At 52.2% G+C, this 24,266-nt stretch carries 24 protein-coding genes and 1 pseudogene; 14 read left to right on the forward strand and 11 right to left on the reverse strand.

Annotated features, from left to right (window positions below; genetic code table 11):
* Window positions 1-365 precede the first annotated feature (365 nt).
* Window positions 366-1,130: a Tic22 family protein gene (locus tag H6F67_RS21900; protein WP_242020751.1), complete on the forward strand. Its 765-nt coding sequence runs from the start codon at window positions 366-368 to the stop codon at window positions 1,128-1,130.
* Window positions 1,130-2,011, forward strand: coding sequence for a peptide chain release factor N(5)-glutamine methyltransferase (gene prmC / locus H6F67_RS21905; protein WP_190768774.1), 882 nt, complete (start codon window positions 1,130-1,132; stop codon window positions 2,009-2,011). Before H6F67_RS21900 ends, prmC begins: the two co-directional genes overlap by 1 nt.
* Here the strand turns inward: prmC and H6F67_RS21910 are convergent.
* Complete coding sequence (locus tag H6F67_RS21910; RefSeq protein ID WP_190768775.1) at window positions 2,008-3,225, reverse strand: family 10 glycosylhydrolase; 1,218 nt, start codon at window positions 3,223-3,225, stop codon at window positions 2,008-2,010. The genes prmC and H6F67_RS21910 overlap by 4 nt on opposite strands.
* A gap of 300 nt (window positions 3,226-3,525) precedes the next feature.
* Between H6F67_RS21910 and H6F67_RS21915 the strand changes: the two genes are divergently transcribed.
* The 4 genes from H6F67_RS21915 to H6F67_RS21930 all read left to right on the forward strand — a co-directional run bounded on the left by H6F67_RS21915 (window position 3,526) and on the right by H6F67_RS21930 (window position 8,869).
* The gene (locus H6F67_RS21915; RefSeq protein WP_190768776.1) at window positions 3,526-4,371 is read left to right on the forward strand and encodes a neutral zinc metallopeptidase; all 846 of its coding nucleotides are present in this window, start codon (window positions 3,526-3,528) and stop codon (window positions 4,369-4,371) included.
* Between the two features lie 84 nt (window positions 4,372-4,455).
* Window positions 4,456-5,895: a glycoside hydrolase family 13 protein gene (locus tag H6F67_RS21920; RefSeq protein ID WP_190768777.1), complete on the forward strand. Its 1,440-nt coding sequence runs from the start codon at window positions 4,456-4,458 to the stop codon at window positions 5,893-5,895.
* 85 nt (window positions 5,896-5,980) lie between these two features.
* Window positions 5,981-7,342 carry a glutamate-1-semialdehyde 2,1-aminomutase gene (gene hemL / locus H6F67_RS21925; RefSeq protein ID WP_396798745.1) on the forward strand — a complete coding sequence of 454 codons (1,362 nt, stop codon included), beginning with the start codon at window positions 5,981-5,983 and terminating at the stop codon, window positions 7,340-7,342.
* A 153-nt stretch (window positions 7,343-7,495) separates the two neighbouring features.
* Window positions 7,496-8,869 (forward strand): DNA methyltransferase, encoded by a 1,374-nt coding sequence (locus H6F67_RS21930; protein WP_190768778.1) that lies wholly within the window; start codon window positions 7,496-7,498, stop codon window positions 8,867-8,869.
* On the opposite strand, the gene H6F67_RS21935 is transcribed toward H6F67_RS21930, so the two are convergent.
* Window positions 8,870-9,682 (reverse strand): hypothetical protein, encoded by an 813-nt coding sequence (locus tag H6F67_RS21935; protein WP_190768779.1) that lies wholly within the window; start codon window positions 9,680-9,682, stop codon window positions 8,870-8,872.
* Between the two features lie 112 nt (window positions 9,683-9,794).
* Between H6F67_RS21935 and H6F67_RS21940 the strand changes: the two are divergent.
* Window positions 9,795-10,043, forward strand: a pseudogene (locus H6F67_RS21940) (aspartate aminotransferase family protein); the annotation flags it as partial.
* Between the two features lie 66 nt (window positions 10,044-10,109).
* Here the strand turns inward: H6F67_RS21940 and H6F67_RS21945 are convergent.
* Window positions 10,110-10,376: a hypothetical protein gene (locus H6F67_RS21945; protein ID WP_190768780.1), complete on the reverse strand. Its 267-nt coding sequence runs from the start codon at window positions 10,374-10,376 to the stop codon at window positions 10,110-10,112.
* Between the two features lie 251 nt (window positions 10,377-10,627).
* Between H6F67_RS21945 and H6F67_RS21950 the strand changes: the two genes are divergently transcribed.
* From H6F67_RS21950 to H6F67_RS21965, 4 genes are all read left to right on the forward strand, one after another.
* Entirely contained in the window at window positions 10,628-10,819 is a 192-nt protein-coding gene (locus tag H6F67_RS21950; RefSeq protein WP_190768781.1) for a hypothetical protein, read from the forward strand.
* A gap of 185 nt (window positions 10,820-11,004) precedes the next feature.
* A complete protein-coding gene (locus tag H6F67_RS21955) occupies window positions 11,005-12,174 on the forward strand; it encodes a zinc-dependent alcohol dehydrogenase (protein WP_190768782.1) in 1,170 nt (389 codons plus the stop codon).
* A 20-nt stretch (window positions 12,175-12,194) separates the two neighbouring features.
* Window positions 12,195-13,907, forward strand: coding sequence for a beta-carotene ketolase CrtO (gene crtO, locus H6F67_RS21960; protein ID WP_190768783.1), 1,713 nt, complete (start codon window positions 12,195-12,197; stop codon window positions 13,905-13,907).
* Between the two features lie 124 nt (window positions 13,908-14,031).
* Window positions 14,032-14,646, forward strand: a complete 615-nt coding sequence (locus H6F67_RS21965) for a DUF924 family protein (RefSeq protein ID WP_313926907.1) — start codon at window positions 14,032-14,034, stop codon at window positions 14,644-14,646.
* On the opposite strand, the gene H6F67_RS21970 is transcribed toward H6F67_RS21965, so the two are convergent.
* From H6F67_RS21970 to H6F67_RS21990, 5 genes are read right to left on the reverse strand one after another with little or no spacing between them, the layout of a single operon-like run.
* A complete protein-coding gene (locus H6F67_RS21970) occupies window positions 14,643-15,620 on the reverse strand; it encodes a hypothetical protein (RefSeq protein WP_190768784.1) in 978 nt (325 codons plus the stop codon). The genes H6F67_RS21965 and H6F67_RS21970 overlap by 4 nt on opposite strands.
* Complete coding sequence (locus tag H6F67_RS21975) at window positions 15,617-16,081, reverse strand: GNAT family N-acetyltransferase (RefSeq protein WP_190768785.1); 465 nt, start codon at window positions 16,079-16,081, stop codon at window positions 15,617-15,619. Before H6F67_RS21975 ends, H6F67_RS21970 begins: the two co-directional genes overlap by 4 nt.
* Window positions 16,078-16,488, reverse strand: coding sequence for a hypothetical protein (locus H6F67_RS21980; RefSeq protein ID WP_190768786.1), 411 nt, complete (start codon window positions 16,486-16,488; stop codon window positions 16,078-16,080). The genes H6F67_RS21975 and H6F67_RS21980 overlap by 4 nt, the downstream gene beginning before the upstream one ends.
* Before the next feature lie 16 nt (window positions 16,489-16,504).
* Window positions 16,505-16,921: a hypothetical protein gene (locus H6F67_RS21985; RefSeq protein ID WP_190768787.1), complete on the reverse strand. Its 417-nt coding sequence runs from the start codon at window positions 16,919-16,921 to the stop codon at window positions 16,505-16,507.
* Window positions 16,922-16,936: 15 nt separating this feature from the next.
* Entirely contained in the window at window positions 16,937-17,851 is a 915-nt protein-coding gene (locus H6F67_RS21990) for a hypothetical protein (protein ID WP_190768788.1), read from the reverse strand.
* A 332-nt stretch (window positions 17,852-18,183) separates the two neighbouring features.
* Here H6F67_RS21990 and H6F67_RS21995 point away from each other — a divergent pair, with 332 nt between their 5' ends.
* The 3 genes from H6F67_RS21995 to H6F67_RS22005 all read left to right on the forward strand — a co-directional run bounded on the left by H6F67_RS21995 (window position 18,184) and on the right by H6F67_RS22005 (window position 19,537).
* Entirely contained in the window at window positions 18,184-18,465 is a 282-nt protein-coding gene (locus tag H6F67_RS21995) for a hypothetical protein (RefSeq protein WP_190768789.1), read from the forward strand.
* Between the two features lie 12 nt (window positions 18,466-18,477).
* Window positions 18,478-18,906, forward strand: a complete 429-nt coding sequence (locus H6F67_RS22000) for a heavy metal-responsive transcriptional regulator (RefSeq protein ID WP_190768790.1) — start codon at window positions 18,478-18,480, stop codon at window positions 18,904-18,906.
* A gap of 88 nt (window positions 18,907-18,994) precedes the next feature.
* Complete coding sequence (locus H6F67_RS22005) at window positions 18,995-19,537, forward strand: response regulator (RefSeq protein WP_190768791.1); 543 nt, start codon at window positions 18,995-18,997, stop codon at window positions 19,535-19,537.
* Between the two features lie 125 nt (window positions 19,538-19,662).
* Here the strand turns inward: H6F67_RS22005 and fba are convergent, their stop codons facing one another.
* From fba to H6F67_RS22020, 3 genes are all read right to left on the reverse strand, one after another.
* Window positions 19,663-20,742, reverse strand: coding sequence for a class II fructose-bisphosphate aldolase (gene fba / locus H6F67_RS22010; RefSeq protein WP_190768792.1), 1,080 nt, complete (start codon window positions 20,740-20,742; stop codon window positions 19,663-19,665).
* Window positions 20,743-20,943: 201 nt separating this feature from the next.
* Window positions 20,944-22,845 (reverse strand): serine/threonine-protein kinase, encoded by a 1,902-nt coding sequence (locus tag H6F67_RS22015; RefSeq protein ID WP_190768793.1) that lies wholly within the window; start codon window positions 22,843-22,845, stop codon window positions 20,944-20,946.
* Window positions 22,846-22,927: 82 nt separating this feature from the next.
* On the reverse strand, window positions 22,928-24,091 hold the full coding sequence (locus H6F67_RS22020) for a serine/threonine-protein kinase (RefSeq protein WP_190768794.1): 1,164 nt from the start codon (window positions 24,089-24,091) through the stop codon (window positions 22,928-22,930).
* Window positions 24,092-24,266: the final 175 nt, after the last annotated feature.

The following is a 24,266-nucleotide window of genomic DNA, read 5'->3' on the forward strand; positions in this document are numbered from 1 at the left end:
CAACAATCGACCTGCGGTTAGAGGTCAAATCATTTCTTCGACTATATCAGTTGCCACAATAGCGCAATTTGAAAGCTGGCCGAGCGGTGGAACTATTTGTAGGCGATCAAGTCAAGATTTGCGGATTCACGCGACAAGCTGCTTTGCTTGTATTTTCCGAAATGTGAATAACTGTGAAGTTAAGGATCGGCAGGAGATTATAAACTGCTTCAAGAAGCGATGTTGAATGGTTGCGATCGATCGCTATCAATTTACATTGCTGATTCCCTGACCGTATCTGTTTTGATGTTTTTCTGCCGAAGTTGCATCTTTGGCAGTCGCCCTTTCGATTTGACGTTTTTCTGGAGCAATCCCAGGAGCAGTTTATGAAGTCTTTGTTGCGATGGAGTGCCGCTTTAGGCTTAATGGGTGGCGTCATGCTGACGACGCTGCAAGTTGGCATTCAGCGAGCGTTTGCTTTGACTGACGAGCAGGTGATGGAGCAGCTTCGAGGCGTTCCAGTTTTCATGCTCACCGACCAGCGCGGCGCACCGCTCGAAGCGAGGGCTGAAGGCCAAGACCAATCCGTGACGGGCGTATTCATCAGCCAGCAAGACGCCGCCAACTTTCTCACCAGCTTGAGACAAAACAATCCGCAGCTTGGGCAGTCGGTGCAGGTGTCTCCGGTTTCGCTAGCCGAAGTTTATCAGCTTGCTCGCCGCAGCGAAGATTCGGATTTGCGCTTTCAGTTTGTGCCGATGCAGCCGCAAGTGCAAACTGCCGTGACGCTGTTGCAGCAAAGCGGCCAAAACGTTCAGGAATTCAACAGTGTGCCGCTGTTTATGGCGCGATTGTCGAACGAAGGCGATCGCTACCTCAGCATTCAACAGGGCGAGCAAGCTGCCGTGCTGCTGTTTTTCAAGCGCGAAGATTTGCAGGCCACGATCGATCGACTCCAGCAAGAGCAGCCGGATGTCGCCAGCCAAATGACCATTCAAGTCACCAGCTTGGAAGGCATCATCGAACAGTTGCGCGAAAGTGAAGACGCCGCCGCCAGCCAAATTCTGCTCGTGCCACCCCGCGAATCGATCGACTACATCCGCCAGCTTCAGCCGCAGCAGGGGCAACCTCAACCGCAGCCGCAGCAGTAATGGTTTGGGTCAGCGCGGCAGCGATCGCCCAGTGGCGGCAAACCGCTCAGCAGCAAGCGATCGCCGCAGCCATTTCACCTGCCGAGGTCGATTGGCTGCTGCAAGCGCTGACCGGACTCGATCGCCTCAGTCTCCGCTTAAATTCGCTTCCGGAGGCGATCGAGCTACCGTTCGACCTGAGGGAACTCGAAGCCTTATGGCAGCGTCGAATTGGCGATCGCGTCCCGGTTCAGTACCTCGCGCAGTCCACACCCTGGCGACAGTTTTCCCTTCAAGTTTCGCCCGCTGTTTTGATTCCCCGTCCCGAAACGGAACTACTGATCGATCTAGCCGTTCAAGCTGCGAAATCCGCTGATCTGATGAGGGGCGATTGGGCAGATCTGGGAACAGGGAGCGGCGCGATCGCGATCGGTCTGGCTGCCGCGCTTCCCGAAGCGACAATTCACGCCGTCGATATCAGTTCGGAAGCTCTGGCGATCGCGCAGGCAAACGCAACGGCTCTGCACTTCGATCGCATTCAGTTTCATCACGGTCGCTGGTTTGAACCGCTTGCGCCTTGGCAAGGCCAACTGAGTGCGATCGTTTCCAACCCACCTTACATTCCGACTGCAATGCTGGCCGACCTCCAGCCGGAAGTGCGCCTGCATGAACCGCAACTCGCGCTCGACGGTGGCACAGATGGACTTTCAGCCATTCGGCATCTCGCGATCGAAGCGCCCAAATATTTGCGATCGAATGGCCTGTGGCTAATCGAAATGATGTCTGGTCAAGCTGAAGCCGTGCGCGATTTGTTGCAGCAGCACGGCTATCAGCAGATTGAAATTCATTCTGATTTAGCGGGAATCGATCGATTTGCCTTAGCGTTTACCCGATCGTCCTAGACTCCGGTTTGCGTGGGTGTGGGACGGAGCGGCGCAACCGGAAGCGATCGCGCAGCAGGACGATAGAACATTGCTTGAAACGCCGATTGCCGCTCAGCAGGCGGTTCCTGGCCGTTGTCCCACAGGCTTTCGTAGAAAAAGAAGCACATGCCCAGACCGCGATCGCGAGCGGCTCGCACCTTGGCCTGCACAAACGGCATCGCAACGGGACGATTTCTGAGTCCGGTGAGAATGCCCGCCCCGGTCGGAATTTTTTGCCGCGCTTCTTGAATTTCCGGGCGGCTGATTTGCTCGACAAAGCTTTGCAGATCCGGGCGATAGATTTGCACGATTAACTCATCAATCAAATCGCGACGCAGCCAGGTGAGCCAGTCTTGCAATGAACTGTTGTAAGCGGAAACGTAGGGATTGGGGGCGATCGAAAAAATCGCATTTGGCTTTCGCGCCTTCACTGCCTGATGTAGCTGCGTCATGAAGGCGGTGATCTTGTCGGCTCGCCAGCGCACCCACTCCGGGTCTTGTGGATTGGCGGGCGGGTCTTTTTCGGTTTCCTGCTTGTAGAGCGCTTGCGTGTAGCGATCGTAGCCAAATTCGTTCGGCAAGCTGGTGTGGTCGTCAAACTGAACGCCGTCCGCGCCATATTGCGTCATCACTTCGATCGCCAAGCTGGTGATCAACTGCTGCACCTGCGGATGAAACGGATTGAGCCACACGACTTCGCCCGCCGCCCCAATCCAGGTTTGGCTGCCGTCGCGACGCTGCGTCAGCCAGTCAGGATGCGCCATTGCCAATTCCGACATTGGCGGAGTCATAAAGCCAAACTCCAGCCAGGGCACAACCAACAGATTGCGGCGATGTGCCTGCGTCACCAGATCGGCCAGCGGGTCTTGCCCCTGCAAGCCGCGCCGCACAAACGGCTGAATGCCTGTTCGCTGAGCAACAGCACTCGGATACAGCACATAGCCCGAATTCCACACAACCGGATAGATCGTGTTGAAGTTCAATCGTGCCAACTGACTGACGGATTCTTGCAGCTTGGTTTGGTCACGCAGAATGTCCGTGTCGTTCGTCGTCATCCAAACGCCGCGAATTTCCGGTAGGGCAGATTGGGCGATCGCCGCAGGCCACTGGCTTGCCCCGATCGCCATCAGCGTCAAGCCAATCAACAGTAAGTAGCGGAGCGATCGATGCCAACGTCGAATCAAGAGTTTCATCGGCTGGGTGAAAAAGTGAACAATTCAGGAGGGGCGCGATCGCTCAATTTGTTCCGTGAGCAATGCAAGTCTTTATTTATCTACCAGAGAATGCGTTCGCCAGCAGGATTCGTTTGCAAATTCACACTGGCCGTTCACAATTTGAAAATCTGAAGGGAAGCGAAAAGAAAATCTTTCGATCGTGCAGCAAAGCTAAGCTCTTGGGTAGAAGCACTGAGCTTGCCAAATGATTAGCTTATTGATCAGTTTGGATGGCGATCGCGCTTTGCGGAAAACTTTACTTTTGGGGGGCTGTTGAGCATGGACTGGCGGAGAAGTCGCAGAAGCACCAATGTCGAAGATCGGCGGGGTTCTGGGTTGTCTGCACCCGTTGTCGGTGGCGGGCTGGGCACGATCGTGATTGCGCTGATTGTGGCGTTTCTGGGCGGCGATCCAAGCGTGGTGTTTGACCAGGCTGCCCAAAATCCCCAAATTCAAGCGCCGCAAAATCGATCGCCCCAAGACGATCAGATGGTGGAGTTTGTCAGCGCGGTGCTGGGAGATACCGAAGACACTTGGGGCGAAATTTTCGCTCAAAACGGTGAAAGGTATGTTGAGCCGAAGCTGGTGATCTTTTCGGATGCGGTTCAATCTGGCTGCGGCGTCGCGCAGTCGTCAGCAGGGCCGTTTTACTGCTCTCGCGACCAAACGGTCTACATCGACCTGGAATTTTATCGAGAACTGCGAAATCGCTTTCAGGCTCCCGGCGATTTTGCTCAGGCATACGTGATCGCGCATGAAGTCGGGCATCACGTTCAAAACATCACCGGAACTCTGAGTCAAGTTAATTCGCTGCGGCAGCGATCGAGCGAAGCCAGATCCAATGAACTTTCGGTGCGGCTGGAACTTCAGGCCGACTGCTACGCCGGAGTGTGGGGGCACCACGCCGATCGATCGCGCCAAATCCTGGAACAGGGCGACATCGAAGAAGCGATCAATGCTGCTAGCGCGATCGGAGACGATAACATTCAACAGAAAACCAGAGGCTATGTTGATCCCGAATCGTTTTCGCACGGCAGTTCCGAGCAGCGGGCGCGGTGGTTTGCACGCGGTTTACAGACAGGTGATCCGAGCCAGTGCGATACGTTCTCAGCGCGGACGCTGTAGCGATCGCACCCAAAGACAGACGTTATCGAGTGGTGCGATCGCTAAAATCGACGGCTGTAAAGATTTGCAAATGTTGTAGCCCCTATGCAGATTCAAACGCCGGACTGGGTAAAGCACGCTGTTTTCTACCAAATTTTTCCCGATCGATTTGCCCGCAGCGAACATCCGCACAAGAAACTGCTCAAAAATGCCAGTTGGGAAGCGTGGGAATCAATGCCAACGCTGCAAGGCTACAAGGGCGGAGATTTGTGGGGCGTGATCGACAAGCTCGACTATTTGCAGGACTTAGGAATTACAGCCGTTTATTTCACGCCGATCTTTCAATCTGCTAGCAATCACCGCTACCACACGCACGATTACTATCAGGTTGATCCGATGTTAGGCGGCAATCCGGCATTCAAAGAATTGCTGAATGCGGCGCACGATCGCAACATCAAAGTTGTTCTAGATGGCGTGTTCAATCATGCCAGTCGCGGCTTCTTTTTCTTTCACGATATTCTCGAAAATGGGCCGCATTCCCCTTGGCTCGATTGGTTCCACATTGAAGGCTGGCCTTTGTCACCTTATAACGGCGAATATCCGGCAAACTATCGCGGCTGGGATAATAATCGCGCTCTGCCCGTGTTTAATCACGAAAATCCAGAAGTACGCGAATACATTATGGAAATTGCCGAATATTGGATTCAATTTGGCATTGACGGCTGGCGATTGGATGTGCCGTTTGAAATTAGCGCAGAAGGCTTTTGGCAGGAATTTCGCGATCGCGTCAAAGCGATCAATCCTGAAGCCTACATCGTGGGAGAAGTCTGGACAGATTCGCGGCAATGGCTGGACGGCACACAGTTTGACGGCGTGATGAACTATTTATTTACGGCTCCGACGATCGCATTTACGGCGGGCGATCGCGTTGATATTTCACAAGTTGAAAGCCGTTCCTACACGCCCTATCCGCCAATTTTCGCCAAAGAATATGCTGAACAAATTCAAGAATTACTCGCGCTTTATCCCTGGGAAATTCAACTGACGCAGCTTAATTTGCTGGCGAGTCACGACACAGCAAGGCTGTTGAGTATTGCGGGGGGCGATCGAGATTCCGTCAAACTCGCAACGCTTTTACTGCTCACATTTCCGGGCGCACCGAGCATTTATTACGGCGATGAAGTCGGTTTGCCTGGAGCGCTCGATCCCGATTCACGGCGCGGTTTTCCGCTCGAAGCGCAGTGGGATCAAGAGGTGTTTTTGTATCACCGCGATCTCATTGATTTGCGTCACAAACGGCCTGCTTTACGCACCGGAGACTATCGCGTTTTGTATGCCGAAGGAACAGTTTATGCGTTTGCGCGAGTTCTTGATAGTGATGTGGTGATTGTAGTTGTAAATGTGGGAACGGCGGAGATGAAGGTGAGCTTTGAAGTAGATTCGCTCAAAGCGCAGGAAAAGCTGTATAGCGATGGGGAATTTCGCTGGGATGATTCGACTTTGGCGATCGAACTGCCTGCCCGCAGCGGTTTGATTCTGGGTTGATACATGCTGAACAGGGCGATCGACCCAAACCTGAAGCTTTACAACACAACACGTCGATCGCCCTCCCTCGCTAGGATAATGAAGGATGCAACTTTGGCGAACCGATGCACTTCGCCGTCGTCAACACCTAACTGAGGAGCGTGTTTTGGTCAACACTGCAACGTTAAAAACCACCCGATCAGAAGAAATTTTTGCCGCTGCCCAAAAATTGATGCCCGGAGGCGTGAATTCCCCGGTGCGGGCGTTCAAGTCGGTGGGCGGACAGCCGATCGTGTTCGATCGCGTCAAAGGATCGCACATTTGGGACGTAGACGGCAACGAATATATTGACTACATCGGCTCTTGGGGACCCGCAATTTGCGGCCACGCGCACCCGGAAGTGACGCAAGCTTTGCACGAAGTCCTCGAAAAAGGCACGAGCTTCGGTGCACCCTGCTACCTGGAAAACGTTTTGGCCGAAATGGTGATCGACGCCGTGCCGAGCATTGAAATGGTGCGGTTCGTCAATTCGGGAACCGAAGCTTGCATGGCCGTGTTGCGCTTGATGCGAGCGTTTACCGGACGCGACAAGGTAATCAAGTTTGAAGGCTGCTATCACGGTCACGCCGATATGTTCTTGGTCAAGGCCGGATCGGGCGTCGCTACACTGGGACTGCCGGACTCGCCCGGAGTACCGAAATCGACAACGGCCAATACGCTAACCGCGCCGTACAACGATTTGCAGGCCGTGAAAGCGCTGTTTGAGGAAAATCCCGATCAGGTGTCGGGCGTGATTTTGGAACCGATCGTCGGCAATGCCGGATTTATTCCGCCCGACGCCGGATTTCTCGAAGGTCTGCGCGAACTGACTCGCGAATATGGCGCACTCCTCGTGTTTGATGAAGTGATGACCGGATTTCGCATCGCTTACGGCGGCGCACAGCAAAAATTCGGCGTCACGCCCGACCTGACGACATTGGGCAAAATCATCGGCGGCGGTTTGCCTGTCGGCGCATACGGCGGACGGCGCGACATTATGTCGATGGTGGCTCCCGCAGGTCCGATGTATCAGGCGGGAACGCTGTCGGGCAATCCGCTGGCGATGACGGCGGGAATCAAAACGCTGGAACTGTTGCAGCGTCCCGGAACTTACGAACAACTCGATCGCATCACCAAAAAGCTCGCGGACGGTCTGCTGCGAGCGGCAAAAGAGACGGGACACGCAGCCTGCGGCGGCAACATCAGCGGCATGTTCGGCTTCTTCTTCACCGCAGGTCCTGTCCACAGCTACGAAGACGCCAAACACTCAGACCTTAACAAATTCGCTCGCTTCCATCGCGGCATGTTAGAGCGCGGCGTTTACCTGGCTCCCTCGCAATTCGAGGCCGGATTTACCTCGCTGGCACATACCAATGAGGACATCGATTGCACGATCGCCGCTGCCCGTGAGGTGATGGCCGGACTGTAATTTGCTGACGAATTAACAGAAAACCGTAGAGGGGGCGATCGCTCTTCTACGGTTTTTTCCACTGTTCACTAGGCACGGTAGGTTACAGTTATATGCTTTGGATGCTATGGAAATTGTGATATCTTTTGTGGGATGAATCACAAGCAAATTTCCTTGAATAATCAACTAACACTCAATTTATTTCCATACTCCTCGCTCGAGGTTTTCAATAATCAAAATATTAAGTTCGATCGCGCCGACTTGGGGACATTCAAAGATTCTCTTCGCGCACCCATTCATCGCTGGTTCACTTATCCTGCGGGATTTTCCTTCAAAGCAGTAGAAGAAGCATTAAGAATTTACAACATCCGGCCAGGCATGATAGTCTACGATCCTTTTGCTGGAACGGGCACAACAAATGTTGTAGCTAAGCGAAAGGGCATAAGTTCTTTCGGCGTAGAAGCGCATCCCTTTATTCAGTTTGTGGCTCAAACAAAACTATTTTGGGAATTTGATTTTTCCACGCTCTCTTCTGAAATCGATAAGCTGATCAGTCAAATTGAAAATTCTATTTCTGACGCAAACCTACTTGATATTTGCGTAAGCAAAATTTTTCCTGAGCTAGTGTGTAAATGCTATAGCCATCAAAAGCTAGCGCAGCTTTATCTTTGTCGAGAAGCGATCGCTGCTTTGCCTGTAAATCCTTTTCAAAACTTTGCTAGGTTAGGACTTACGAATCTATTACGCTCGATCGCGGACGTTGCTACAGGATGGCCTTATATTGCTCCTCAGAAGGCAAGAAAAATCACAAAAACTACTCAAAGCTTGAACGTTGTTGAAGCTTACAGAATTCAACTTTATAAAATGCGTGATGATTTGTATCAAGTGCAGACGGGCAGTTCTATCAGAGGAAATGCAGTATTAATCTCTGGTGATTCTCGTCAAAAACAAAACCTTATAGATGACGAAACGGTAGATTTAGCATTCACTTCACCACCTTACCTCAACAATTACGATTACGCAGATCGTACTCGGTTGGAGATGTATTTTTGGGGCGAAGCGAGTAGTTGGGGGGATATTACAAGAAAAGTGCGCGATCGATTGATGATGAGCGCCACTACACAGATTAACCGATCGGACTACAACCTGGAAAAACTGTTGAGTGATGATCTTTGCCAGATTGCGCCCGAAGTTGCTGCGGAGTTACAGCCTAAAATTGCTGAGCTTTCCAAACTTCGCCTATTGAAAGGCGGAAAAAAAAGCTACGACATCATGGTTGCTGGATATTTCAATGATATGTTGCGTGTTATGAGAGAGACCTACCGTGTTCTTCGCCCCAGTAGCACTTTTATCATGATTCTTGGCGATTCTGCACCCTATGGAATCTACATTCCTACAGATGTTTACCTTGGTGAGATTGGTAGAGCTATTGGCTTCGCTTCGTATAAAATAGAAAATCTACGCATACGCGGAGGCAAGTGGAAAGACAACCCACAGCGTCATGATGTGGCTCTAAAAGAGTGCATTGTAACATTGTCAAAGAACTAGCTATTGCTGATCTTCTTCAATGAGCCAAAGAGCAAGGCCGCTTTCATCACTCAAGATTACTTCTTCATCAAAGCTTTCTAAAAAATCTACTGCTTCTGCGATAGAGCCAAACATATAGCGTCTTGACTCACCTAAATTTGTTTCGATCGTAACTTCAACTTCTTGAATCGATCGCGGAATTGTGGTGTCCAGCGTTTCTCCTAAAGCAAGGCGCAACTGAGGTTCAATATCAGTGAGCAACGAACAAGCAATTTCAGCATACTGGTCTTCACTCAACTGCTGCCATCTTTGCCAAGCAGCGATTGCTTTATCTCTTTCTTTCTCTCCCCAATTGAATATAATTTCGTAGAAGGCTAACGTCTCAACAATCTTCTGGAATCCAATCTCAAAAAGACTGACATCAAAGCTCTGCATCATTGCTTTAGAACTACCGCTCCAGCTACCTGCTAAAACAGCGATTGATTTTCGGACAGTAGGAAAAGTACGTCTTAAACTGTAATGGGCAGTGCAAATCCAGCTTCCTTTGTCTCGGTTATGCTTTTTGTAGCGAATGTATTTTGATTCAATGAGAACTAAAGGCTGCATTTGCTGATTTGCAATTACAGAGTCAATGTTGTAGCTATTACCTGCTGTATCTTTCAGCAGTAACTTCGTTGCTTTTCCAGTTCGTGGGTTGGGGCGGCCTGCTGAAACATATACACAATTATTTTCTTCAGCAATAGGACGTAAAATTCTGTTGACTTCGCGCTCAATTAACGCGCCGATGGCTTCACCTAATGTGCTACCTGGGTTGGCAACTTGAATTTCTACCACTTGCAACCTCAACCATTTCTGCTTCACGCCATTTTAGCTCAGTCCCCCACCTTCTAATTTCAACTCATTATCGAGCAGTTCAATCGCACTCTACAAGGCTTGTTGTGTATCATACGCAGCCTGCGGCGGCAACATCAGCGGCATGTTCGGCTTCTTCTTCACCGCAGGTCCTGTCCACAGCTACGAAGACGCCAAACACTCAGACCTCAGCAAGTTTGCCCGCTTCCATCGCGGCATGTTAGAGCGCGGCGTTTACCTGGCTCCCTCGCAATTCGAGGCCGGATTCACCTCGCTGGCACATACCGATGAGGACATCGATTGCACGATCGCCGCTGCCCGTGAGGTGATGGCCGGACTGTAATTCGCGTGAGTTATCAGAAACCGTAGAGGGGAACCCTCTCTACGGTTTTTGTTTGCACGATCGTCCCTATTCGATTCGCAAGTAGCGCGTCAGCACGCTAATCACATCCCCCGGAGCGGGCGTAATCAGCAGCGGTTCCCCAACCGCCAGCGGTCTTGCCCAAGTGGTTGCATCCGCATAGCGCAGTTGTTGCAGATGCAAAATCGTGCGATCGACTGCGATCGGCTGACCGATCAGGACGTGCTTGACCACATAGCGCGAATCTTCTGGGAAGCGAAAGGCAGACGGAATTTGCAGCAGCGGAGTGTCGCCGCGCTCGTTGGGTCGCGACATGAAGTCGTTTCTCATCTGGGTTTTCCTTTTGTAAGCGGGCAGGAAAACCCAAAAACTCAGCCGACCCCAATGTCAAGACAAGACAATCAGGGCGGCTGGGAGAGTAAAATCTCCGTAGCCCGCTCGGACTGGCGTGATCAGTTTGACGGGTTAGCGATCCGTTGTTGCTGGACACAACTTCGGGTCGCGTCGGCTCAGCTTTTGGGCACAACGCTGGGAGCAGCGTTAAGGCAAAAAGTAGCGGAAGGATTTTGCCCTGTCAAGTAATTTTCTTCTGGAAATTGAAGCGCGATCGCAAAATTGCGGCTTTCGCACGTTTCCGGGAATCGATCGTTTCAAAACTTTGTAGCGAAGATGACATTTTCGGCGAACTGCTGCTGCAAAGTGCGGTTGTGGAACTTGCCGATTTTCGATCGCAATTTCTATCCGTATTGCTTCCATAAGGTTTATACCTCCAGATGGATAACAGCATCCAACGCTGTAGAGCTACCATCAAAAAGATGCTGAGCAAATTTAAGTCATCATTCCCATAGAAATTTCATTCAAAAATTAGGCTAAGTTCTGCTGTTGACTTGGCGATCGCTCATCGTTTCTCAAAGCAGCTTTACCCGTTAATCAGGAGATTTTAATGAAAGCAGTTTGCTGGCAGGGCGCGAACAGCGTAACAGTGGAAACCGTTCCCGATCCAAAAATTATTAATCCGCGCGATGCCATCATCAAAGTCACCGCAACAACAATTTGTGGTTCTGATCTACACATTTATGATGGCTTCATTCCCTCGATGCAGCCGGGCGACATTATCGGTCATGAATTCATGGGCGAAGTCGTTGAAATTGGTTCTGAAATTAAGAAGCTAAAAGTCGGCGATCGCGTCGTTGTTTCCTCTATTGTTGGCTGCGGAAGCTGTTATTTCTGTCAGAATCAAAGCTGGTCGCTTTGTGACAATTCAAACCCCAGCGGACGACTGCAAGAACCGATTTTTGGCTTTGGCACATCTGCCATTTTTGGCTATTCGCATTTGTTTGGTGGTCTAGCAGGTTCGCAAGCGGAATACATTCGTGTTCCCTTTGCCGATTTTGGCGCGGTCAAGGTTCCGAAAGAACTAACTGATGAGCAAATTTTGCCGATTTCTGATGCTTTTCCAACTGGATACATGGGCGCAGATATGTGTGAAATTCAGCCCGGAGATACGATCGCCGTTTGGGGTGCGGGTCCGGTTGGATTGTTTGCCATGAAAAGCGCCTACATGCTCGGAGCCGAGCGCGTAATCGCGCTCGATCGCATCCCTGAACGACTGCAACTGGCGCGAGATTTTGCCAAAGCAGAAACGATCAATTATGAAGAAGTTGATCCGGGTGAAATTCTCAAAGAAATGACGGGCGGACGCGGTCCCGATGCCTGCATTGATGCGGTTGGCCTCGAAGCGCACGGCATGGGACCAATGGGCGCATTTGACAAAGTAAAACAGGCAGTTCGGCTGGAAACCGATCGCTTTCATGTCGTCCGACAAATGATTTTAGCTTGTCGAAAAGGCGGCATTCTTTCAATCATGGGCGTCTATGGTGGCTTCGTTGATAAAGTGCCGATGGGCGCAGCTTTTAACAAAGGGTTGACTTTCAAAATGGGGCAGATGCACGGCCAGAAATATATGCCGATGCTGGTCGAGCGCGTCATCAATGGCGAAGTTGATCCTTCAGTTGTGTTTACGCATCACCTGCCGCTGGATGAAGCGAAACAAGCCTATGAAATGTTCAAACACAAAGAAGACAACTGCGTCAAAATTCTGCTGAAACCTTAACCTCAAATTTGTTCGATCGCATGGAAAGTTACGACATTATTCTCATCGGCGCAGGCCACAATGCTCTAGTTTGTGCTGCCTATTTGCTCAAAGCAGGCTACAGCGTTTTGCTCTTAGAAAAGCGGTCGATTCCTGGTGGAGCCGCGACAACCGAGGAACTGCTGCCTGATGAAGCTCCGGGCTTCAAATTCAGTCCTTGTGCCATCAACCACATCTTCATTCATTTGGGGCCAGTGGTTGAAGAATTGCAGCTTGAAAAGTACGGTCTTGAATATATCTGGTGCGATCCGGTCGTGTTTTGTCCACATCCGGACGGCAAATATTTTCTGGGGCGGCGATCGATCGAGCAAACCTGTCAGGAAATCGCTCGATACAGCACTCGCGATGCTGAGAAATATGCCGAATACATGGACTTCTGGCAGCGCTTTGTCAGCATGGTGGTTCCAATCTTTAATTCGCCGCCCAAGTCGCTGGTTGACATGGCCGGAAATTTCAACGGCAACAACTTCAAAAACATGCTGTCGCTGTTGGGACCTGCCAACGAAACACTCGATCTGATTCGCACCGCTCTAACCAGTCCGCGTGACCAGATTAACGAATACTTTGATTCAGAATTCTTGAAGGCTCCGCTAGCAAGATTGTCGGGAGAATTGAGCAATCCACCGTCGCAAAAAGCCGCTTCTTTTGGCGCGATGATGATGGCGCTGCGACACAACCCCGGCATGGCAAGACCAAAAGGCGGAACCGGAGCATTAAGCGAAGCCCTCGTTCGCTGCGTACAGGATTTAGGTGGCAAAATTCTCACCGAGCGATCGGTCAAACAAATCTTAATTGATGAGGGTAAAGCGGTTGGCGTTCGATTGGCAAACGGACAGGAATATCGCGCGAAAGAAGGCGTGATCTCCAGTTTGGATGCCAAGCGATCGTTCCTTCACCTGATTGATGCTGCGGATGTCGATCGCGCCGATTCTAAATTAAGGGAACGGGTCGATCGCCGCATCGCCTGCCACAACGAAGCCATCTTAAAAATCGACTGTGCCCTGTCTGAAGCTCCCCGCTTTATTCATCACAATCATCAAGATGAATTTCTGCATGGATCGGTTTTGATTGCCGATTCAATGGATCACGTCGAACTCGCACACACCGACCCAGAAATTGGCCGAATTCCTGATGAAAACCCGTCGATGTATGCGGTGGTTCCTTCTGCTACCGATCCGACTTTAGCGCCGGAAGGAAAACATACGTTGTGGATTGAATTCTTTGTTCCTTATGATATTGCAGGCGCAAAAGGAACGGGAATTAAAGGTACGGGTTGGACAGAAGAACTGAAGAACAAAGTGGCCGATCGCGTTATCAATAAGCTGGCGGACTATGCGCCCAACGTCAAAGACGCAATCATCGCTCGCCATCTCGAAAGTCCACCGGAACTTGAAGAAAGAATCGGCGTGGTTAAAGGCAATTACTATCATCTCGACATGACGCTGGATCAGATGATGTGCTTTCGTCCACTGCCGGAACTGGCAAACTACGGAACACCGATCGAAAACTTCTATCTGACCGGAGCCGGAACGCATCCGGGCGGCTCAATTTCCGGTTTGCCGGGACGCAACTGTGCGCGAGTGTTTTTGCAGCACAAACATCCGATCGCCCAGACGATTAAAGATGCCGGAAACACCGTTGTTTCTGCGGCAAAATCCACATTCGATCTGCTCAAACCCGATTCTAAGAGCTAGCTAATTTTTAACAGAAGCGATCGCAAACCGACTTTTACGAGGTTTCGCGATCGCTTTTTGCCTGTGGATCAACCTGAGTTGAATTGAGCTTAGAATGAAGTGTAATTTCAACTGAATCTCATTTGTGAATCTGGAATTCATCCCGCTACCGGAACGCCAAGCGATCGCTGAAATTTTCACCTTTTGGTTTGGCGATCCCGAAGCCAAGAGCGCAACCTATGCCGATCGCCGCAAGCTGTGGTTTGGCAAAAATTCCGCTGTTGATAACGAGATTCGCGACCGCTTTTTGCCCTTGCATCAACAGGCGGCAGCAGGTGAACTGGCCGACTGGCAATCTTCGCCGCCGGGTGCTTTAGCCCTTCTGCTGCTGCTCGACCAGTTTTCGCGCAATCTGTTTCGCGACACGCCGCAAGCCTTCGCGACTGATCCGCAAGCGTTGGCGATCGCAGAAGCCTCGATCGCGCAAGGATTCGATCGCGCCGTGCCGCCGCTGATGCGAATGTTTTTCTATTTGCCGCTGGAGCATTCCGAAGATCAAGCGCGGCAGCAGCGATCGGTCGAGTTGTTCACGCAGCTTCAGGCCGAAGCACCGGAATTAGCGGACGTGCTGGATTACGCCCACAAGCACAAGGACGTGATCGATCGCTTTGGTCGGTTTCCGCACCGCAACGAGATTTTGCATCGCCCCAGCACGATCGAGGAGCAGGAATTTTTGCAGCAGCCCGGATCGTCGTTCTAGTTGTGACTGGCAATCGCCCGTTCGATCGCACGTCTGCGGCGGTCTTGATCTGCCGTGATGCTGTGGACGTTGTTGCCGAGTCCGGGGGCGTTCCAGCGCGATGTGTCGGGGTCGAGGAAGGCGCGAGTCCGTGCCCACAAAATTGCGTCGGCATCTCGCAAGCCCATCTCGTGCGCTTGGTGGAGGCGATCGATGTAGCCGCCACGACTCAAAGCCGCACGCGGCGATTGGTTGGCGAGGTCAAGCCCGTTGAGCGTTTCGGCCAGGGTTAAGGTCATTTGGTAGCGATCGGCCTGCTGACGCAAGGTTTCAGCCTGAGTTTGCAGTCGGGCAAGCTGTTTGCGATCGGCCTCCTGCGGTGAAGTTGCGCCGTGCTGGTAGGAAAAACTGCCCAAATTCCACGCGCTATTTCCCGGATCGACATGACCGCGATATGCCCAGGTGTAGCCGCCTGTCGGCGTCCGGGTTCCTTCCGCGCTGCCGATCGCCTTTGCCACCAGCGACTCAGAACCGCCAGCAAACAAATCGGGCGAAACCGAAGGGCGATCGCGCTCATTCCGAGGCGGCGCGATCGGTACGTTGACAACCGTTGAGCTTTCAGCCAGAGTGAAATCTAAATTCTCGGCGGGTAATTTGGCAGGTTGAGCAGCAGGCGCGATCTCTGGGGAATTGTCCGTTGGTGGAAGAGTAGCCGGACTTTCAGCGGGTTGCACGGATGGCGATCGCTCCGGCTCCGGTGGCGGCGGTAAGGCTTCGGGTGTCTCGCTGCCGATCGGAGCTTGTCCGACAACGGGAAGCGTCATCAATCGAACAGGCTCACTTTCCGCAGGCAAATCCGCAGGCAGATCCGCTGCCAATTCAAAATCAAGACCCATTGGCTCAGCAGCAAACGCAGTCAAACTGAGCGCGAGCCAAGCGGTGATTGCATGTCCGGCCAGTTTCAGCAGCCACCAGCAGTTAGAAGAAATGGTCATGACAGCGATTTGGTCATTTGGAAATTGGTGAAAGTTTGTCCAAGTCGTTCGACCTGCTGCGATCGCACGACTTGAAAGCCGCGCCGCTCGAAGAAAGGTTTGGCCGTGATGCTGGCTTCGGTGAAAAGCTGCGGCAGGGAAATCGACCGCGCTTCGGCTTCGAGGCGATTGAGCAGTTTCGTTCCGATGCCTTGGTTTTGAAAATCTTTGTGACAGTAGAAGCAGTCGATGTGACCGTCGGCTTCGAGTTCGGCAAACCCAACGATCTGCGAATCGAGTTCGGCAACGGCGACGAAGTGATGGGCGGCGAGGCGATCGATCCAGCGCGATCGATCTTGCGCTCCAGATGCCCAAGCTTCGACCTGCGCCTGCGTGTAGTCGCGACGATTGACGGTACTCACCGTCTCTTGAAAAAGCTGGCGCAGCGTGTCGAGGTCGGCGGGCGCGTAAGGACGGATCATAACGGTTTCAGCGTTTGCTCTAGAATTTGCCGGGAGGGTTCGACCATTGCCCATTTGCCATCGGGCTGACGGCGCAAGGCAGCAAATTGCAGTGCGTCTGCTTTGCCGATCGCTTCTCCCTGCTGCACTTCCCCAAGCTTCGGACTGCGAATTCCACACAGCCGAAACAGATAGGCCGGAATTTCCGGGGCTTCAAACACGACGCAAATTGGATTCGACTGCACAGGCTGGACGCGACCATCGGCGGGCGCATAAACCGCATCGCCATTCAGTTCGATCGAAATATCGCCCAAGCCGCCCGCGACGCGATGTCCCGCGATCGCACTTCCGGGCTGCAACTGCCACCGCTGTTCGATCGGCAGCGATCGCCCCAGTTCGGTGGGCTGACTGCACCCTGTTAGAAACATTCCTAACAGCCAGACACTACTGCACGCGAAACTCGTAACCCGCATATTCGTCGCCTTCGTAGAGAACCACCAGCCAGCTTTGCGGATCGAACGCCAGCGGATACGCAACGCGATCGGCAGCCACGCCCGCCCGCACTTCGAGGCTGGGAAGCTGGCAGTACGGTTCTTTGAGAATGGCTTCGACTTTTGATTTGCGATCGCGCTCCGGCACGGCCAATAGCTGCGCGAGTTGCTGCCGCGACACAACCACGCCCGCCTTTACATCGCCCTGACAAATCGATCGCGTTGCTTTGGCCGGAGTTGCTGCGCCATGCACATCCATCAGCAATCCCACCAAGGCAAACATCAATCCGCCCGCCAAGAGCGGCTTCACGGTCGATCGCGGCGGCTCGGCACGATATCGCCTTTCCACAGTTTGGTGCGATTCTCTCATGATCTTTTCCTTGGTTTAATAAAATCTGCCGCCTAGCAGCAAGCCGATCATTGCCAAAAACAAACGATAGCCCCAGGTGAATCCGGTTTCCGGCGTGAACGTGGTGCGGTAAATGGCGATCGCCGCAGGCAAAACAATCAGTCCGGCAACGGGAAGCCACAGATGCGGAAACGAAGACAGCAGCAGATCTAGCCCGACGCGCAGCACCGTCGCACCGATAATCCAAATCGCCGCATCCGCGATCGTCAGATTGGGCGGCGCAGGCTGGCGCGAAGGGCGATCGGGCGCATCCAAGAGCGCAACCAGTTTGTCCCCCAGGGATGGCTGGCGGCGACGATGGCGGGACGGCTGGCGCGATCGCAAACTTTTTGCAATTGAGACGGCTTCCCATTCGGCTCGGAACAAATCGATCGGGCGGCTGCTGATGACAATCACCCCGTCGCGATCGCGCTCAATCAGGGGAACCGCAGCCGCCAGAAATTCGCAGGTCGGCAAATCGTCGCTGTCTGGATCAAGCTTGCGATCGCGATCGACTGCTTCTGCCAAATTTTTTAGTTCAAGCAGGGCGGCTTCTTGCGCGATCGCCAAATCGTGAATCTGGTCGATTTGCGCTTCCAGCCGAGCGAGAGCTTCGCCTCTGGGCGTCGCTTCTCCGGGCAGCGTCGCGGTCTCCGGCAGATGAAGCTGGCGCAGCAGCGCCTCGGTTTCGCGGCTGGAAAGGCGTCGCGGCTCGATCGCAGTTTTAATGGAACGATATCGCTCTGGCGGGGTGGACGAGCGAATTTGCATTGGAGAAGCGTCTGCCCAGTCGATCGCTTCGCTCGCGGGCGGATCTTCAGTGGGGGTAGGCTGACGCATGGCGGTTCGCCCCATTTGCAGGGCTTGCAATTTTGCCTGAATTGCCTGAATCTCGATCTGGGACTCTTTCATCGCTGGCTCCTGAATCTCTGCTGGAGAACGTGTGGGGAACGACACATTCAAGAGGAATGGTACAAGTGTACTAGCAAAATGTTGAAGATGCAAGCGCGATCGAGTTTATGTTTTCAGCGACGTGAATTTTTGTCAGGGCGCAGCATCACCGTATTCCTGTGGACGATCGATATTTCTTTTCCAAAAATTTTCTAAAATCATTCGATCGAACTTTTTTGCAGCGAAACGCGACACTATAATGACGGCTAATCGGTTTGCTTGACAGGCAAGCTAAATTAGAAGAAAGCAGCCTGTATTTGCTTAATAGAAACACCTCCAGGAAACCCACACTGATGATTGGCCCCCGATTTATCAAGTCAGCCTATCGGAAAGAGCCGATTTCCAGCTTTCTGTTGACGATCGGCCTGGTCGATGCGGTCATCGGCGGCGTCGATAGTCATTGGACGCTGCTGACGCTTGGACTGGCGACGGCAGGCGCAGCGATCGCCCTCCGGTGGTGGCTCGCTCAACGCAATCGCGTCGAACTGCCGACAGGTTCACCGGTTCTCTATCTGCCCGATCGATCGTCGCGGCCTTCGCTGCCGATGCTCAGCGATCGCAAACCCTCTCGCTAACTTGGCTTGAATATGAGCGCAACCCTGCTCAAAATAGGTGAAGTGGCAACCAGTAGCGGCCTACCCGTCAAAACCGTCCGCTACTACGAAGAGATTGGCCTGCTGGCGCCGACCGTCGAGCGATCGGACACGGGCTATCGCCTGTTCACGCCGCAGATTTTCGATCGGCTGGCCTTCATCAAGCGAGCGCAGCATCTTGGCCTCAGCCTGAATGAAATTCAGCAGATTCTCGCCGTGTACGATCAAGGCCAGTTGCCCTGCGGCGAAGTGCGATCGCATCTGGAAAAGAAAGTCGAGCAGATTGCCGAACAGATTCGATCGCTGCAACTGCTGCAAAATGAACTGCAAGGCTTGCTGTCTGGCTGGCAAGATCAGCCCGATACCGTGCCGCAAGCTCGCGATCGCATTCCGGTGATTTGCCCGAATTTGCAGACAAAATAGTGGCTCTTTGCAAAACTTGCTGACTCGCTGGGAAAACTGGCGCAGGTAAAGTATTCTGGTCTGAATCAGAACTTGACGAGGGGCAGCAATGGCAAATCAAAAGGTTTTGATTGTCGATGACAGCAAAACGATTCGGATGCAGGTCAAGGACATGCTGCCGATCGGTCGGTTTGAGATTCTTGAAGCCAAAGACGGCTTGGAAGGACTCGACCTGATTCGCCAGCAGCAGCCGAGCCTTGTTCTGCTCGATTTTTTCATGCCGCGCATGAACGGCTGGGAAGTTGTGCAGAAAATTCAAGCCCAGCCGCAGCTTCAGGCAATTCCGATCGTGATGATGTCCGGTCGCAAAGAAGAAGTGGAGCAAACTGCCCCAGAGCTATTCCAGTATTTTGAGTTTGTCAGCAAGCCGTTTGAGCAGCGCAGCTTGATGGAAGCGATTCGATCGGCCATGACCAAAGCCAAAAGCCGTCAGCCTGCCGCCAAACCTGCAACAGGAGCCGATGATCTGCAAACGCTCAAAGCAACGGTGGCAAAACTTCAGCAGCACAACATCAAACTGCAAGCCGAAGTCGATGGCTTGAAGAAGCAGATGGCGCAGTTAGTCGCATTTGTGCGCCAAAAGCTGAAGTAGGAGCGATCGTGCTCCTATAGGTGGTCGTGCCTCTCATCCGCTGCGATCGCAACCCGTCAGCACGCCGCGCCACGAAAGAGGATGCGATTTGTCGCACCCTCTCATTTAGTTTGAACTCAGGCAAATTAAGCAGTGACGGCTTTCTTCGCAACGGCGTTCAGTTCGCCCTTGGCATATTTGGCAGCGAAGTCATCCAGCGAAACCTGCTTGATCTTGCTGGCTTGGCCTGCGGTGCCGAACTGCTGGTAGCGATCGGCGCACACTTTTTGCATGTACTTGATCGACGGCTTCAGGAAGAAGCGGGGGTCGAATTCTTTCGGATTCGAGAACAGCGCTTCCCGGACGGCTGCGGTGATTGCCAAGCGACAGTCGGTGTCGATGTTGATTTTGCGAACGCCGCTCTTGATGCCCTTTTGAATTTCTTCGACGGGAACGCCGTAGGTTTCCGGAATTGCGCCGCCGTACTGGTTGATCAGGGCGAGCAGATCTTCGGGAACCGAGGACGAACCGTGCATGACCAGGTGCGTATTCGGCAGGCGGCGGTGAATTTCTTCGATGCGGCTGATTGCCAAGATTTCGCCCGTCGGCTTGCGGGTGAACTTGTAAGCGCCGTGACTGGTTCCGATCGCCACTGCGAGCGCGTCAACCTGCGTTTTCTCCACAAAGTCAACGGCTTCGTCGGGGTCGGTGAGCAGCATCGAGTGGTCGAGTTCGCCTTCAAAGCCGTGTCCGTCTTCGGCTTCGCCCTTTCCGGTTTCCAGCGATCCCAAGCAGCCCAGTTCACCTTCGACCGAAGCACCGATCGCGTGAGCCACTTTCACCACTTCGCGGGTGACGTTAACGTTGTATTCATAGCTCGAAGGCGTTTTGGCGTCGGCTTCCAGCGAACCATCCATCATGACGCTGGTGAAGCCGTTTTTGATGGCGGAGTAGCAGGTGGCAGGCTCGTTTCCGTGATCTTGGTGCATCACGATCGGAATATGCGGGTAGGTTTCGACCGCTGCCAGAATTAGGTGACGCAAAAAGTTTTCGCCAGCGTATTTGCGTGCGCCACGCGAAGCTTGCAGAATCACAGGGCTGTCGGTTTCATGGGCAGCCTGCATGATCGCTTGGATCTGCTCCATGTTGTTGACATTAAATGCTGGAATGCCGTAGCCGTTCTCTGCTGCGTGATCGAGCATTAGCCGCATAGGAACGAGCGCCATAGATATCCTCCTGAGGATGTCAAAAAATTCTGTCGGATGATTTAGACAAGCTAAATTGTTACAACAATCTTAAGATACTTTTCACCGCTGGTGAAGTGTATCGATCGATCTTCTCGGTCAGTCACGCTTGATGAATCGACTCACCGCTTCAGCTTGCTTTATGTTAAGTATAAATCCCTAGCTGCACCAATTGCAATCGAGTTAAGGCAGCGCCCAGACTTTGATCACTCCTTCGCCATCTCCTGAAACCAAAAATTCGTTTGAACTAAAAGCTACCGAGAAAATCGGGCTGAGATGTCCTTGAAAATGGCGAACGAGTGCGCCCGTGTGCAGATTCCACAGCTTCACCGTCATGTCGCGACTGCCGCTTGCCAGCAGTTTTCCATCTGGGCTGACGGCCACCGCCTGAACGAGGCCAACGTGAACATCAAAGCTGGCGCTTCCGGTCAGATGGCGATCGACAAAATCCCAGGTTTGAATCGCGCCATTTTTAGACGCAGAACTGCCACAGGCGATGATTCTGCCATTGGGACTGATGGCGATCGAACTGTATCCATGCGTCGCTTCACCGCGCAGCGTTTGCAGTTTCCTTCCTGTGCCAAATTCCCACAGGCTAATCGTTGCGCCATAGTTGCTGCTAGCGAGAAATTGGCGATCGGGACTGATTGCGATCGCTGGAATGCGCTTTGATTGTGCGTTCAAATTCCGAATCAATCGGCCTGTCGTTAAATTCCACAAGTTGATCATGCCGTCTGTGCCGCTAGTTACCAGCGTATCTCCTGCCGAACAAATCGCCAGAGAACTCACCTGCCCTGCATGAGCATGAATGCTGCCCATCAGTTCGCCTGTCTGCAAACTCCAAAAATTCAGCGTTCCGTTTGTGCCACCACCCACCAAAACGCGCCCATCGGGGCGAATCGCGATCGCATTCATCCAGGCGGTTTGCTGAAACTGATGGATCATCTCTCTGGTTTGCAAATTCCAAACGTTGACAGCGTTGTCGTGCGCTTTGCGAGAAGCACTGCTGCTCACCAGCATTTTGCCATCCGGACTCAGGGCGATCGAAACCACTTCGCCAACGGCACTCAGCGTACAAATCGATTGATCTTCGGCAATTCGAGGCAAGCCAAGGCTGTGTCGCGTCAATAACGGTCTTGCCGTTCCTGACAGAAAGTAAGCCTCTTGCTTGCGAGTGGAAGTTGCGATCGCTAGCTCAGGTTGCCGCAGATCTGTTAGCACTTGATCGGCAAATTGATAGCGCCGACTCGTCGCATTTTGCAGCATTCGATCGAGAACTTGAGCTAGTGAATCGCTCACCGGATGAATTAGATAGTCGCGCCACACCCAGCGATCGTCACTCGTATCGAATAAATCAAACGGTGACATCTGCGTCAGCAAATGAACACAAGTCGCGCCCAAACTATAAATATCACTGGCAAAAACTGCTCGACCTCGAACCTGTTCGGGAGCCGTATATTCCGCACTGCCGATCGTTGTTCCAGTCCTTAATAAAGCGGTTCCCGTTGCATATTTCGCCGCACCCAAATCTACCAATACCAACTTTTGATCAGAAGCACGGCGAATAATATTAGCAGGCTTAATGTCGCGATGAATCACTTGGCGATCGTGCATGAACTGAACGACAGGCAGCAAATCCAGCAAAAGCTGACGAATTTGACTTTCGCTCAATGCGCTTTGTGTTCTTAGCTCCTGCTCTAAGTTTTGCCCCTCGATAAATTCTTGAATCAAATATTGTTGTCCATCTTGCTCTAGATAATCGAGCAAATTTGGAATCTGCGGATGGGCGCTCAATTGGCTCAGACGTTCAGCTTCTTCACGAAACAGTTCAGATGCTTTCGGGCGATCGATCCCTACATTTGGAAAAAACTGCTTAATTACACATAGCGGCTTGTCAGGTTTTGCCAAACCAACTGCGAGAAACGTGCGACCAAATCCACCTTGACCGAGCGGCCTCAATGCTCTGTAGCGAGCCGCTCCGGGAGCTTCACTCGCGCCCAACTGCAATTTTGCTCCACACTGACAAACTTCCGTATCGTCTGCATTTTGCGGCGAAGTGCAGCGAGGATTGAGACAATAGCTCATAGACAAACTGGCAGATGGTTTTTCCAATCTACAGCAGCGATCGAGCAGATTGCGAAGATTGATAAGTTTTGTTGCAGATGATTTAAGAAGACGTAGAAGGAGTTGTTACAGGCGATCGCTCCGGCTGTTTTGGCTCCAACGACAATAGATGAATTGCCACAATGGGAAATATCAAACTAATCACAACAAATGCGGCTGCCCACACCCAAATTCGCTGAGAGCGTGATACTTTGGCAGGTTGCGATCGCTTGCTGGCAACCGACAATTTGCCGCGCTGCTCAAAGTTCCAACTTGGGTAAGCAGAAATCGGTTGCACATCTGCAAATATAGGCGATCGTGCTTGAGGAAAGTCCTGACGATTTGCACTCGCTTTTGCTTGATTGGTGTGATAGAAATCTTGCAAAACTTCATTTGCCGATCGATAGCGCCGTTTGGTGGCACTTTGCAGCATTCGATCGAGAACAGCAGCAATTGAGTTGCTAACAGGCTGGTCAAGATAGTAACGCCAAATCCAGCGATCGTCGCTGCCGTCGAATAAGTCAAACGGCGACATTTGGGTGAGTAAATGAATGCAAGTTGCGCCCAAACTGTAGATATCACTGGCAAAAACCGCTTTGCCTCTAGTTTGTTCAGGTGCGGTATATTCTGCGCTGCCGATCACGGTTCCAGTTTTGGCGATCGCCGTTCCAGTAGCATATTTAGCGGCTCCCATATCCACCAGCACCAATTTATTGTCTGTTTCGCGGCGGATGATGTTAGCGGGTTTGATGTCGCGATGAATTACTTTGTGATCGTGCATAAACTGAACGACAGGCAGCAAATCCAGCAAAAGCTGACGAATTTCGAGTTCGCTAAATGTGCCGCGATCGTTCAGTTCCTGCTCTAAGTTTTGCCCGTCAATAAATTCTTGAATCAGATATTGCTGTCCGTCTTGTTCCAAATAATCGAGCAAGTTTGGAATTTGGGGATGATGGCCGAGTTGTTTGAGCCGCAGGGCTTCCTGGCGAAACAGTTCGGAGGCTTTTGTATTGGCTTGAACAGCCGGAAAAAACTGCTTAATCACGCACAGGGGCTTCGATTCCGTTGCTCTATCAACAGCAAGAAATGTCCGGCCAAAGCCGCCCTGACCAATTGGCCGAAGCGCCATGTAGCGATTTCCTAGTCGCAATCGCGCTCCGCACCGACAAAATTCAGAACTGTCTGCATTTTGGGGTGAGGAACAGGCAGGATTGAGACAATAGCTCATGTGGGCTAAAAAACGAGCTTCATTCGACCCTTCATGGCAATTCCCAGAGATCCGGATGGCTCGTAACAAATATTTAGTAATACCGATCGCAGGAGTAGAGGGTGTGCGATTGCGAAGCGCTGTCCGCAGGAATCGATCCCGCTCAATTCTCCTCAGCAAGGGGAACTTTGAGCGG

Origin of the sequence: Microcoleus sp. FACHB-1515, from assembly GCF_014696105.1 — a bacterium.
Lineage (GTDB): Bacteria > Cyanobacteriota > Cyanobacteriia > Elainellales > Elainellaceae > JAAUTJ01.